This is a genomic window from Amycolatopsis sp. NPDC028719 (assembly GCF_055565395.1).
Map to the genome: position 1 here is coordinate 922,998 of NZ_JBVHUL010000005.1, position 13,574 is coordinate 936,571.

Here is a 13,574-nt window from a genome sequence, read left to right on the forward strand (position 1 = left end):
AGCCGAGGGTGGGAGAAACGGCGTGGTCCTGATCAACGCCGTCCTCGAACATCCCACCGGCGGGGCAAGGTTGACCTAACGGAACTCGAAGTGCTCGGCGTGCACGTAATCGCGCGGAATGCCTTGCTGCCGCAGGCCGGTGCCGAGCTTCGCGACCATCGCCGCCGGGCCGCACAGGAACACGTGCGTGTCCGCCGTCACCGGACCGGCCGCGGCCTGGACGCGATCGACCGTGAGCCTGCCGTCCTTTTCGGAGAAGACCGGGTGCACCTCGAGGTTCGGCAAGCGGTCGGCGGCCGCGACGAGGTCGGGCAGGAACACCGCTTCGGCCTCGGTGCCGGCGCAGTAGAACAGATCGATGCGGCTCGGCTCGTCGACCCGTTCGGTGGTCAGCCAGCCCAGGAACGGAGCCACCCCGATACCGCCGGCGATCCAGATCTGGCGAGCGCCGCCGAGAGTGTGGTCGAACATGCCGTACGGACCGTTGACCACGGCCGGCAGTCCGGGACGCAGGTTTTCGTGCATCCGCAAGGTGTCCCGGCCGCGTGAGCGGATGGTGAGCCGGACCGAGCCGTCCGACGACGTTCCCGCCACGCTGAACGGGTGTTCGCGCCAGCGGTGTTCCCCGCCCACGCTCAGGTAGACGAACTGCCCGCCCCGCAACGGCGAACCGGCACCGGTCGGCGTCAACAGGACGTCGGTGATGTGCGCTCCCGGGCGGAGCACCTCCTTGATCACGTAGTCGGCTTTCGCCGCTCTGCGCCGGAGCAGCAGTTCGTCGTAGCCGTACGCGGTGACTCCGACAGCGCTGATGATCACGTAGCTGACACGCAACACGGCCGATCCCGCCAGTACCTCGTCGAGCAACCAGCCGTGCACCAGGGCGGCGACCAGCATCAGGCCGATGAACCGGTGCGTCACCAGCCAAAGCCGGTAACCGACGCGCAGCAGCCGGCTCACCCGGGCCAGCGAAACCAGGGTCAGCGCGATCAAGCCGAGTGCGGCGAACAAGCCCAGCGCCCGCCCCGCCTCGCCGGAGAAGGTGAGCTCCTCCGCGGGTGCCGCCTGGTCGCTGCCGCTGGTGACCAGCGTGTGCGGGATGAACAGCAGGAGAGACCAGATGCCGCACAGCCGGTGCCAGAAGTACATGCGGTCCAGACCGCCGAAGCAGCGTTCCAGCGTGGGCAACCGGGTGGCCAGGACCGTTGTCCAGGTCATCAGGTAGACCGCGAGCACGCCGAGGACTTCGCCCAGCAGGTAGGAAGTGGCGATCCCGTCCGGCCGGAGCTTGCTCCAGGCCGCCACCACCGCCCCGGCGCCGGAAACGACCGCCAGCGGGCCGGCGTGCCGCAGCTTCAGCCGGACGTCCATCGGCCGGCGCAGGACGCGGATGACGTAGATCGCGATGGCGACGAGGAACGACATGGCGTGACTCCACGTGTCGGTGGGCGACCAGCGGTTGCCCGGCCAGCGCCTTAACAACGTTCAAGGCTGTCCCCACGATGCCTGAACTTAGTTAAAGTGTCAACGGCGGCGCCGTCGTAGCCGACCGGTTCGAGGGCGTGTTCGGCGTCTTCGAGCTCGCCGCCGGTGAGGTACAGCACGCTCGCCGCCTCCCGCCGGGGTCGCTTCAAGAAGCTAGAGTCGGTGAATGTCCGAGCACCGCCCCCTTCCGCTGTGGGCGGGACGCGCGGCCGCGCTGCTGGGCATCGTGCTCGTGGCCTTCACCCTGCGCCAGGCGGTTGCGGCGGTGTCGCCGATCCTCGGCGACATCCGGGTGGACATCCCGATATCGGACATCGGCGTCGGGCTGCTCGGCACGTTGCCGCCGATCCTGCTCGCGGCATCCGGGTTCATCGCGCCGCGCGTCGCCCGCGGCCTCGGCCTCGACGGCGGCCTCGTGCTCGCGTTGCTGCTCATGACCTTCGGCCATCTCGTGCGCGCGTTCGCCCCGGGCTTCGCGGTGCTGCTCATCGGCAGTGTCGTCGCGCTCGCCGGTACGGGCATCGGCAATGTGCTGCTGCCGCCGATCGTGCGGCGCTACTTTCCCGACCGGGTAGCGCTGCTGACCGCCGTCTACGCCTGCATCGTGGGCGTGAGCACGGCCGTGCCCGCTGCGCTCGCCGCTCCGGTCGCCGAGCAGCTCGGCTGGCGGTTCTCGCTCGGCATCTGGTCGGTGACTTCGGTGGTCGCGCTTGTCCCTTGGCTCGTCATCATCGCGCGGGAGCGCCGCCGGCGACTCTCGGATGCCGTCGCTGTCGAGTCCCCGCCTCCTGCCGTCGTCACGCGACTGTGGCGGTCACGCGTGGCCCTGTCGATCACCGTGGTGTTCTCGACCAGCACGATCTGCACCTACGCGTGTTTCGCGTGGCTGCCCGAGATCCTCGGCGACATCGCCGGCTCGACGCCGACCGAGGCCGGTGTGCTGCTCGCCGTCACCGGCCTCATCAGCGTGCCCGGCGCACTCGTCGCGCCCCTGCTCGTCGCGCGGCTGCGCAATGTCGGCTGGCTGATCGCCGCCGGTATCGCGAGCTTCGTGCTCGGCTACCTCGGCCTGCTGCTCGCGCCTGCGGCACTCACCCTGCTCTGGGTGCTGCTCATCGGCTCGGGGTCGATCCTGTTCCCGGTCTGCCTCGTGCTCATCAACGGTCGCACCCGAACCCACGGCGGCACCGTCGCGCTGAGCGGCTTCGCCCAGGGGGTCGCGTACGCGCTCGGCGCGCTCGGTCCGCTGCTCGTCGGGCTGCTGCACGACGTGAGCGGCGGGTGGACCCTGCCGCTGCTGTTTCTGCCCGCAGTCGCCCTCGTGGCGACCATCCCGGCGATCACGCTGGCCAGGCCCACGTTCGTCGAGGACGAACTCGCCCGGCCGGCGCCGCCAACCCGGGAGTGCGCCGGCGGAGCCTGATGTCCGGGCAGCTGTACCTGGCCGTGCCCGGGGCCCGTCCGCCGGCCGCTGCGGCCTCGGCCCAGCCCGCTGACAACCCGGTGCCGTCCCGGGCAATCCGGCCGAGCGGAAGCTCCAGCGAACCGGCGACGGCCGGCACGCCGGAACCTGGCACGACCGGCGCGGCGGCCTCCGTCAGCGGATCGGGTTGGGCGTGATGTCCTGGGCGAAGAGGTTGCCGTTGGAGCTGCCCACGTGGACGTGGTAACCGCGGCCGCCCACGTTCACCGTGATGTGGGGCCGCGGGTCGGCGCCGCCCGCCGCGCCGCCGAGGCCGCCCTGGTGGATGCCCGCCGTCTGCTGCCAGCCGCGGCCTTCCTGCATCTGCTTCAGCAGTTCCTTCGCCCGGCGCGCGCCTTCGCCGCGGCCGGAGGCGAGGTTCTCCAGGATGCCGACGAACTTCTTGTCGCTGATCTCCGTCACCGGCACGTTCGCGTTGCCGTGGAACACCGGCTGGCCCGGGCGGTTGTTGCCCAGCACCGGGTTGTTCGCCTTGCCGCCCTTGCACTTGCCCCGGCCGCCCTTGAGGCCGACCGGGTCGAGCCAGCCGGTGGGGTTGCGGACGTACGCGTGCGGGTTCGTGCCGCCGCCGAGCCCGATCGGGTCCGGGCTGATGTACCGCCCGGTTTCCGGCTCGTAGTACCGGTTGACGTTGTAGTGCAGGCCCGTCTCGGCGTCGAAGTACTGGCCCGGGAAGCGCAGTGGCGTCGGCCCCGGGCCACCGGCCTCCAGGCCCCACAGGGTCTGCGCCGAGTGCCACGTGATCCGGCCGGACTCGTCGACCAGCTCCGCCGGGCTGCCGATCAGGTCGGCGACGACGGCGTGGAACTGTTCGTCGAGGCCGCCGTCCGCGCGGGTGCGGCGGTCCAGCACGCTCACCGGCACCGGCCGGTCCGCTTCCCAGTCCCACGTCGTGATCCGCGCCGGCGCACCGCCGTTCGTGACGATCTCCTCAGCCGGGACGATCCCGTCCCAGACGAAGACCGTCTCGGCGGCGACCGTGCCGTCCGGGCCGAGCAGGCGCTTGGCGACCCGGCGTCCCAGCGCGTCGTAGGCGTAGCGCCACTCGTGGCCGTCCGGGGTCCGCACCTGCTCGAGGCGGTCGTCGGCGTTCCAGGCGAAGCTCCAGCCGGCGGGGCCGCCCGGCTGCTGCCGCCAGGTGAGGCGGCCCAGGTCGTCGTAGCGGTACTGGACGTCGCCGGCGCGCCGCACCAGCGTCCCGGTGTACTCGCGGGGGCCCGCGGCCGGGTGGTCGGCCCACTCCGCCACGGCGATGTTGCCCGCCGCGTCGTAGGCGTACCGCTCGCCGCCGTCGGGCCGCTGCAGGCCGGTGACCCGGCCCAGCCGGTCCAGCGCGAACTCGCGGCGGCCCGAGAGCAGGTCGTCCACCCCGGCGAGCACGTCGTCCGCCCGGTGGCGGTAGGCGCGCCGCTGCCGCGGCTGCCCGTCGGCCCCGGCGACGACCTGCTCGACGAGCCGGTCGTTCGCGTCCCAGGTCTGGACCAGCGTCGCGGCGCCGAAGACCCGGCCGATCTCGCGGCCGGCCGGATCGTGCGCGAACCGGATCGACCGGCCGGCCGTGCTCAGCTCGGCCGGCGCGCTCGCCGCGTCGTAGCTCCAGGTGCTCGTGACACCCGAGGCGGTGCGGCGCGCGGTCCGCAGCCCGCTGCGGTCGTAGCCCGAGCGGACTTCCCGGCCGTCGCAGGTCTCGGCCACCACCCGGCCGAGGCGGTCGTAGGCGAAGGTGAGGTCGGCGTCGGCGTTGGTCGCGCGCACCAGGCGGCCCGCGGCGTCGTAGGCGTAGGTCGTGACGCGGTCCCCGCGGCGCTTCCCGGTCAGCCGGCCCAGCGCGTCCCAGGTGTAGGTCGTCGGTTCCCCGGCGCCCGTGCTGCTTTCGACCAGCTGGCCGGCGGCGTCGCGCCGGTAGGTGACGACCCGGCCGTCGAAGTCGGTCTCGCGCACGACCCGCCCGGCGGCGTCGTAGTCGATCCGCCACTGCGCGCCCGCGGCGTTGGTCACCGAGACGAGCCGCAGCTCGGTGTCGTAGGCGAACCGCGTGCGGCTGCCGTCCGGCGCGATCTCGCAGACGGGCAGGTCGAACGGCCCGAAGTCGGTCCGGGTCACGGCACCCGCGGCGTCCGTCCGCTCGACCGCGTTGATCTCGCCGTCGTAGGTGAAGCGCTCCACGGAACCGTCCGGGGCGATGCGCTTCCACAGCTCGCCCTCGACCGTCCACGCGAACGTCGTCGTGTTGCCGGCCGGATCGGTGACGGACTCGACGCGGCCGAGCCGGTCGTAGGTGTAGGTCGTGCGCCCGCCGGCGGGGTCGAGGACCGTGCGGGGCTTGCCGAGGGCGTCGCACTCGATCCCCGTCGTGCGGCCTTCTTCGTCGGTGAACGAGCTGAGCGCTCCGCCCGGGCCGTAGCCGTACCGGCGGACCCCGCCCATCGGGTCGGTGGTCGCGACGAGCCGGCCGGTCTCGTCGTATTCGTGGGCCCACACCGCGCCGTCCGGTTCGACCGTGGCCCGCGGACGGCCGCGCCCGTCGTAGCGGACGCTGTGCACGCTCCCGTCCGGGCGGGTTTCCGACGTCCGCCTGCCGTGTTCGTCGTAGCCGTACCGGGTGGCCCGGCCCAGCGGATCGGTCACGGCGAGCAGCCGGTCGTGGCGGTCCCACTCGTAGGTCGTCACGCCGCCGAGCGGATCGGTCTCGCGGACGAGCTGGAACTCCTCGTTCAGCTCGAAGGTGGTGGTGTGACCGAGCGAGTCGGTCGCGCGGTTGACGCGGTTTTCCCGGTCGTAGGCGAAGGTGTAGGAGAGCACCCCGCCCGGCCCGGTGCCCCGGACGCAGCGGTCCAGCTCGTCGTAGCTGAACTCGTAGCCCCGGCCGTTGCGGTCCTGCCAGCCGGTGATGCGGCCCGCGTCGTCGTAGGCGAACCGGTAGGGCCGGCCCGAGGAGTTGATCACCTCCACCAGGTTCGCCCGCTCGTCGTAGGCGAACCGGGCGAGGGTGACGCGGTCGTCGTCGCGGGCGCCGACGGAGGTGAGCTCGGTGATCCGGCCGTCGGCCGTGGTGACGGCGATGCGGTGCCCGGCCGAGTGCCGCACCTCGCGCAGCGTCCCGTGCGGGTCGCGGTCGAAGACGATCCGGTTGCCGTCGGCGTCGGAGATCGCCGCCAGCCGGCCGATCTCCCCGCCGGCGGGGAAGTGCAGGGTGCGGCCGAGGTCCGGCTGCTCCATGACGTACTCGTCACCGAGGCGCCGCAGCGGCCACCGCGGACCCTCGACCGGCGCGACGGCCGCGGCGCCCGGGACGGGGTAGACCAGCAGCGTGCCGTCCTCGGCGGCGAAGTCGACGCGGTCTTCCCCGGTTTCCAGGCGCTGGTCCACGGTCGACGCCCAGGACCGTCCGAAGTGGACACCGCTGCGGTAGCCGGAGAAGTGGGCGCGGTCCAGCACGAGCGAAAGGACACCGTCGATCTCGACGTCGGTCTGGGCGAGCATCATCCGCCCGGTCGTCATGTCGATCGGGTCGCCGCTGCCCGGCCGGCAGTCGGTCGGGGTCGAGTTTTCCTTGGGGGAGCCGTTGTGGCCGGCGAGCCCGCCGTCGCGCGGCTTGCCGCCGTCCTTCCCGCCGCCCGCGCCCTTCCCGCCGCCGGAAGGCGTGGTCGAGCCGTTCGGCGCCGGCGTGTCGTCGGGACCTTTGGACGCCGGCGGCGGGTCGGTCTTGGGCGGCGGGTCACCCTTGGTGCCGGACGGGGTGGTGCCGTCGCCCTTGGCGCCCGAGGGAGTGGTGCTGTCACCCTTCGGTCCGTCGAGACCCTTCGGGTTGCCGTTGATGTCGGCGTGCTTCGGCGGCGGCGCTGCCTTGCCGGGCTTGATGTTCTTCAGTGCCTTGGCCGCGTCGGAAAACAGGTCACCGGCCCGCTTCAACAGTGGGATCAGCGCCTGAAGTGCCTTGACCAGGCGTTTGGTGAGGTCGGCGATCTTCGACGCCGTCTTCGCGACCGCGGTGATGACCTGGGGGACCACCCAGGTCATGCCGATGCCGAGGGTGAAGATCACCTGCAGGGCCCAGCTGATGAGGTGGCCGACGAGTTCGGCGATGATGTCGCGGACCAGCGCCCGGACCGCGGCGACGACCTCACCGGCGGTTTTGACGCCGCTGGAGGCGCCTTCGCAGCCCTTTTGGGCGGTTTCCAGCAGAACGACGGTGTCTTGCGCGCGTTGGCGGTAGGCGTCCCCGGCGGTGCCGGTCCAGGACGAGACGTCCGTTTTGACCATGCCGGTCAGGTCTTGGCCGATGCTGCCGAGTTCGGTGGCGACGTTCTTCCAGGTCTCGGACTGGGCGGCGATCTCGTCGGCGTTGCCGGTGAGGCCGTTGAGGGCTTCTTTGAGCGGTCCGACGTGCTCGATGAGCCACCCGACGCCGGCGGCGAGGATCGCGCCGAAGGGGTCCATCGCCATGGAGAGGGCGTCGAGGGCGGTGCCGACGGCGCCCATGGCGACCGAGGCCCAGTCTCCGCTTTCGATCGCGGATTTCAGGTCGGCTGCCGACTCCAGCAGCGAAATGCCCGAATACGCCTTGGTGGAGTCTTTGGTCTCCGCGACCAGCGGGTTGCCCACTACGCGACCTTTCCGGTGGGCCGGCGAACCGGGTCACCGGCCGGTGACGGCGCCTTGTCGACGATCACTCGGCGGGAGGATAGCAACGCCGCGATGGCCGGTGTATGGGTTGGTGCCAGGCTGCCCGCCGGGGCAGTAGTTCCAGGCCGTCCGGGCAGAAAGCGTGAGCCGTCCTTGCGGCGGCGGAACCCGGCCGGACCCGCCGCGCGAACACCGGGGCTTGACCTTGACACTGTGACAAGGTCTTCACTGGGCGGCAGGAGGTGATCCCCATCACCAGCGAAAAGAACCCGCGCCTGCTCGACGCGCTGGCTGCCGGGCATTCGTCGACACGGCTGAAGGCGGCGCTGGCGGCCGGGACGTACGCCGAGCCCGGCTTCGTCGACGCGCTCGTCGCCCGGTGCGCGATCGAGCCGGACTTCTTCGTGCGCGACATGCTCACCTGGGCGTTGACCCGCCTGCCCACGGAGCTCACGGTGCCCCGGCTCGTCACCGAGCTGCGTTCCGGCCGGCCGCAGGCCCGGAGCCAGGCGCTGCACACGTTGTCGAAGATCGGCGACCGGGCCGCGTGGCCCGCGATCACCCCGGCGCTGCTCGACGACCCCGACGACGAAGTCAAGCGAAGCGCGTGGCGGGCCGCGGTCGCCCTCGTGCCCGACGGTGACCGGGAGGAGCTGGCGGTGCGCCTGGCCGGCCGGCTCGGCCGTGGCGACCGGGAGCTGCGGCTGAGCCTGAGCCGGGCACTCGTCGCGCTCGGGGACGTGGTCGAGCCGGCCCTGCGGGCGGGACTCGCCAGTGCCGACCCGGCGGTGCGTGCGCACGCCCGAGCCACGGAACGGCTCCTGCACGACCCGGACGCCGGGTTCGACTCGGCCGTCGACGAGGCGAAGCGGGTCGTCGCGCTCGGTCCCGAACGCGCCGGGGGAGCGGCGTGCTGATCGGCGAGGTGGCCCGCCGGTCCGGGGTGAGCACGCGGATGCTGCGGCACTACGACTCCCTCGGACTGGTGCGGCCGACCGGCCGCACCGTGGGCGGCTACCGCGAGTACTCCGAAGCGGACATCCGCCGGATCTTCCACGTGGAAGGCCTGCGGTCACTGGGGTTGACGCTGCGGCAGATCGGCCGCGCGCTGGAGGACGCGCTCGTCCCGCCCGCCGCTCTGGTCGACGACCTCATCCGCAGGACCGAGGACCGGCTGAAACGGGAGCAGGAACTGCTCGAGCGGCTCCGTGCGATCGACGCCTCGGCGCCCGACGGCTGGCCGGACGTCCTGCGCGTCGTGGAGCTCCTGCACGGGCTCGACTCGCCCAGCGCCGCGCGGCGCCAGCAGGCCGTCCTGGCCCCGGCCGAGGGCGTTCCGGTTCCCGCCGACCTGCTGGCCAAGGCGGTGCTCGCCGAAGCCGACCCGAACGTCGCCGGCGCGCTCCGGTGGGCCCTCGCGCGGGCGGGCGGCGACGGCGTGGCGAGCGTGGCGGCGGGCCTGCGCTCGACCGACGTCGGCATCCGGCGGCGCGCGGTCTTGGCGATCGCCGAGCTGCCGGGCGACGAGGCGACTTCGGCGCTGTCGGGCGCGCTCGCGGATCCGGACCCGGCGGTGCGCCGGCCGGCCGCGCTGGCCGTGGGCAGCCGGGGCGGGAGCGCGGCGGTGCCGATCCTCGTCGCCATGGTGGTCGAGGGAACGAACGACGTCGAAGCGGCCGAGGTGCTGAGTTCGCTGGCGACCGAACACGGGTACGCGGATCAGGTGATGAGCGCGATCGTCGGCGAGTTCGCCGCCGACGCGGCGGATTCCGCGGTGCGGATACGGCTGACCCAGGCGCTTGCCGAGCTGCCGCCGGAGTTGGCCCACGACGTCCTGCGGCGGTTGGCCCACGACGCCGACCCCGCTGTCGCCCGCGTCGCTTCCGCTCTGGTGGCCCACCGGTCCGGGTAGGACTCGCGAGGCCGCCGTCGGACGGCGAAATCTGGGAACGCTCCCAAAGTGCACCACTGTGAATGCCGCCCGAGTCCGCCCGCGCTACGCCGGATAGTCCAGTACTGCACAGCTGAAATGCCTATCGGTGGCGGCGACGCTTTACAGGCCGCGCGCGAATCCTTACCGTCGTTCCGGAAGCGCTCCCAGAACCGAGGAGGCGGAGTGCACGCTTCGACGATGAAGTGGGTGTCCCGGGCGCTCGTGGCGCTCCTCGTGCTCTGCTTGACGGTGGTGGTGCCCGGCCTGTCCCCGGCCGCCCGCGCCGCGGCCGGCAAGTTCGCCTACGGCGAGGCCCTCCAGAAGGCGATCTGGTTCTACGACGCACAGCGCTCCGGCGCACTGCCCGCCGGCAACCGGGTTTCCTGGCGCGGCCCGTCCGCCCTCGACGACGGCAAGGACGTCGGCCTGGACCTCACCGGCGGGTTCTACGACGCCGGCGACCACGTCAAGTTCGGGCTGCCCTTCGAGTTCAGCATGAGCATGCTGGCTTGGGGCGCGCTGGAGAACCGCGCCGCCTACCAGGACTCCGGGCAGTGGCCGTACCTGCTCTCGAACCTGCGCTGGGGCAACGACTGGCTGATCAAGGCCCACCCCCAGCCCAACGTGCTCTACGGCCAGGTCGGCAAGGGCGACGACGACCACAAGTGGTGGGGTCCCGCCGAGACGATGACCATGGCCCGCCCCGCCTACCGCGTCGACACCTCCTGCCCCGGCTCCGATCTCGCCGGCGAAGGCGCCGCGCAGCTGGCCGCCGGCTCACTGGTCTTCCGGGCCGACGACCCTGCCTACGCGGCGACCCTGCTCACTCACGCCAAGCAGCTCTACTCGTTCGCGGACAACTACCGCGGCGCCTATTCCACCTGCATCACCGACGCCCAGAACTTCTACAAGTCCTGGAGCGGCTACCAGGACGAGCTGGTGTGGGGCGCGATCTGGCTGTACAAGGCCACCGGCGACGCCGCCTACCTGACCAAGGCGCGCGCCGAATACGGGAAGCTGGCCACCGAGCCGCAGACCTCCACCCGCTCCTACCGCTGGACGCTGGCGTGGGACGACAAGTCCTACGGCGCGTACGTCCTGCTCGCCCAGCTCACCGGCGATCCCGAGTACGTCGCCGACGCCAACCGCTGGCTGGACTGGTGGACCACCGGCGTCAACGGCCAGCGCGTGCCGTATTCGCCGGGCGGCCAGGCGGTGCTCGACCAGTGGGGCTCGCTGCGGTACGCCGCCAACACCGCGTTCGTCGCCCTCGCCTACTCGGACTGGCTGCGGACCACGGATTCCGCCCGCGCCACCACGTACCACGACTTCGCCGTGCGGCAGATCGACTACGCGCTCGGCGACAACCCGCGCGGCGCGAGCTACGAGGTCGGGTTCGGCGTCAACCCGCCCCGCAACCCGCACCACCGCACCGCGCACGGCTCCTGGGCCGACAGCATCACCGACCCGGTGGCGAGCCGGCACGTCCTGTACGGCGCGCTCGTCGGCGGTCCCAGCTCGGCCAACGACGCGTACACCGACGACCGCGGCAACTACACGATGAACGAGGTGGCGCTCGACTACAACGCCGGCTTCACCGGCGCGCTGGCCCGGCTGTACGGCGAGTACGGCGGCGCACCCCTGGCGAGCTTCCCGCCGAAGGAAACCCCGGACGGCCCCGAAATCCTGGCGCAGGGTGCGCTCAACCAGCCCGACGGCGGCACGTTCACCGAGGTCAAGGCGTACGTGCTCAACAAGTCGGCCTGGCCGGCGCGCACGTTCACCGGCTCGCTGCGTTATTACTTCACCCTCGACGGCGCCACCACGCCCGGCCAGATCTCGGTCACCTCCGCCTACAACCAGTGCGACGCGCCGACCGTGCACCAGTTCTCCGGCTCGGTGTACTACGTCGACGTGCCGTGCTCCGGCGGCGTCGCTCCCGGCGGACAGTCGCGCTACCGCAAGGAAGTGCAGTTCCGGATCAGCAGCACCGGCACCTGGAATCTCGGAAACGACTGGTCGCACACCGGACTCGCCCCCAGCGGGACCGCGCCGGTGGACAACCCGCAGCTGGTGCTCGCGCAAGGCTCCACGGTGCTGTGGGGCAGCCAACCGGGACTGTCCACAGGGGACACCACCCCGCCTGCCGCACCCACGGGGGTCACCGCCACGCCCGGCAGTACCAGCGTCGGCCTGACCTGGACCGCCGCGACCGACGACGTCGGCGTCGCCGGGTACGACGTGCTGAACCCGGCCGGTGCGGTGGTCGGCAGCACCACGAGCACCAGCTACCAGGTCACCGGCCTCACTCCGGGCACCGCGTATACGTTCTCGGTCCGCGCCCGGGACGCCGCCGGCAACCAGTCCGCGGCGAGCAGCCCGGTCTCGGTCACCACCACGACCGGCGGCAACACCGGCACCGGCTCCCTCGCCGTGCAGCAACGCGCCGACAGCGCCGTCACCGGCAACCAGATCCGCACCGGTCTCCAGATCGTCAACCGGGGCAGCGCGGCCGTCGCCCTGAACAGCGTCACCGCGCGCTATTGGTTCACCGGCGACGCGACCAACCCGGGCTACCAGGTCTGGTGCGACTACGCGGTTCTCGGCTGCGCGAACGTCACCTTGCGCGTGGTGAAGATCAGTGCGGCGCGCCCGGGTGCCGACGCGTACGTCGAGGTGAGCCTCGGCGGCGGCACCCTCGCCCCGGGCGCGAGCACCGGCGAGATCCAGGTGCGGATCGCCAAGGCCGACTGGTCGGCGTTCAACCAGGCCGACGACTACAGCTACCGCCCGGCGACGTCCTTCGCCGACTTGGCTACCGCTACTGCCTACCAGTCCGGCGCCCTCGCGTGGGGCACCGAGCCCTGACGATTCGGGGGTTTCGATCGACGGGCCGCGAATGTCAGGGGTGCTATTCCGTCTGGATGATTTCGACATGGAACCTGACCATGAGCACGACCGCTGGACGGCGACCGAAAGGGAGCGCGGGTACATCCGCGCCCGACTGCGGCTCGTGACCGCGGAACAAGGCGGTCGTCACACCGCGATCCACTCCGGCTATCGAGCACACTGGGCATTTCCGCCGGAAGTTCACCGGGAACGCCACGACGCGCCTTTGACTCTGGAGGGAAGGAAAACGCTTGCCCCCGGGAACGAGGCGATGATTCGGCTCCACCCGCTCGCACCCGATCTCTGGCCGCCGATCTCGGCGGGTCTGCGGCTGTCGATGCTCGAGGGTCCCCGGCTCGTCGGCCTGGCCGATGTCGTGAACGTGGTTCCACCGCTCTCATAATCGGAGCGCTGGCTTGCGCATGCTCGGCGGAGCATGGGGCATGTTCTGGTGGACGGCCGGTCAGCGGATCGGGTAACCGGTCGCGGCGACGCGTTCTGCCACGGCCGCCAGGGTGGTGGCGGAGTTGAGCGCGGTCACGACGTTCGCGGTCAGCGGTTGCCCCGCGTAGATGTGCCGGACCGCGTCGAGGTCGATCGGCCTTTCGTAGTAGTCCTGCGCCCAGTCCCGGTACGCCTCGGGTGTGCCGTCGGTCAGCAGAGCGAACAGCCAGTCCGCTCCGTCGTCGCCGTCGTCGGGGAAGGCGATGACTCCGTGCCGCCAGGCGGTGTCGGCGTGCTCACGCCACAGGCACACCGTGACGTACGGCGTGCCGTACTCGTCGCAGAACGCCGGTTCCCGCACGCACTCCCGGAAAACGCCGGGCACGGTGTCGAGAACGCCGGGCCACGGCTCGTCGTCGTCGGTGGCGTAGGGGCTCATCGGGGACTCGTGGTCGAAGCCGCGCACGTACGCCCCTGCGGCCGTGAACACGATCGAGTATTCGTTGCCCGCGCCGTCCCGCATGGACGCCAGCTCCTCACCAGGTGCCCAGCCGGTGTCGTAGAGGTGGTAGCGGTCTTGGCTGCCGGGACTCAGCACGACGTCCAACGCGGCCAGCGCACGGCACAGCGCGCGCAGGTCAGGGATGGCGGGCAGGGCGCGAGCGAGGTCGTACACGGTCACGCCGATATCCAAGCAGAGAGCCGAACACGCCG

General features: G+C 71.7%; 8 protein-coding genes. 5 read left to right on the forward strand and 3 right to left on the reverse strand.

The annotated features are described in order from the left end of the window. Nucleotides 1-75: 75 nt before the first annotated feature. Nucleotides 76-1,425: a ferredoxin reductase family protein gene (locus ACZ4TR_RS27645; RefSeq protein WP_465289667.1), complete on the reverse strand. Its 1,350-nt coding sequence runs from the start codon at nt 1,423-1,425 to the stop codon at nt 76-78. Between the two features lie 226 nt (nt 1,426-1,651). Here ACZ4TR_RS27645 and ACZ4TR_RS27650 point away from each other — a divergent pair, with 226 nt between their 5' ends. Further along, the gene (locus tag ACZ4TR_RS27650) at nt 1,652-2,908 is read left to right on the forward strand and encodes an MFS transporter (RefSeq protein WP_465289668.1); all 1,257 of its coding nucleotides are present in this window, start codon (nt 1,652-1,654) and stop codon (nt 2,906-2,908) included. 174 nt (nt 2,909-3,082) lie between these two features. Here the strand turns inward: ACZ4TR_RS27650 and ACZ4TR_RS27655 are convergent, their stop codons facing one another. Then, nucleotides 3,083-7,573, reverse strand: coding sequence for an RHS repeat-associated core domain-containing protein (locus tag ACZ4TR_RS27655; RefSeq protein ID WP_465289669.1), 4,491 nt, complete (start codon nt 7,571-7,573; stop codon nt 3,083-3,085). 263 nt (nt 7,574-7,836) lie between these two features. On the opposite strand from ACZ4TR_RS27655, the gene ACZ4TR_RS27660 reads away from it, so the two are divergent. From ACZ4TR_RS27660 to ACZ4TR_RS27675, 4 genes are all read left to right on the forward strand, one after another. Beyond that, nucleotides 7,837-8,511, forward strand: a complete 675-nt coding sequence (locus ACZ4TR_RS27660) for a HEAT repeat domain-containing protein (RefSeq protein ID WP_465289670.1) — start codon at nt 7,837-7,839, stop codon at nt 8,509-8,511. Beyond that, on the forward strand, nt 8,505-9,506 hold the full coding sequence (locus ACZ4TR_RS27665; protein ID WP_465289671.1) for a MerR family transcriptional regulator: 1,002 nt from the start codon (nt 8,505-8,507) through the stop codon (nt 9,504-9,506). Before ACZ4TR_RS27660 ends, ACZ4TR_RS27665 begins: the two co-directional genes overlap by 7 nt. A 204-nt stretch (nt 9,507-9,710) precedes the next feature. Continuing rightward, nucleotides 9,711-12,395, forward strand: coding sequence for a glycoside hydrolase family 9 protein (locus ACZ4TR_RS27670; RefSeq protein WP_465289672.1), 2,685 nt, complete (start codon nt 9,711-9,713; stop codon nt 12,393-12,395). Between the two features lie 67 nt (nt 12,396-12,462). Then, entirely contained in the window at nt 12,463-12,819 is a 357-nt protein-coding gene (locus ACZ4TR_RS27675) for a hypothetical protein (protein ID WP_465289673.1), read from the forward strand. Nucleotides 12,820-12,879: 60 nt separating this feature from the next. Here ACZ4TR_RS27675 and ACZ4TR_RS27680 read toward each other — a convergent pair whose 3' ends face one another. Next, on the reverse strand, nt 12,880-13,542 hold the full coding sequence (locus ACZ4TR_RS27680) for a hypothetical protein (RefSeq protein WP_465289674.1): 663 nt from the start codon (nt 13,540-13,542) through the stop codon (nt 12,880-12,882). Nucleotides 13,543-13,574: the final 32 nt, after the last annotated feature.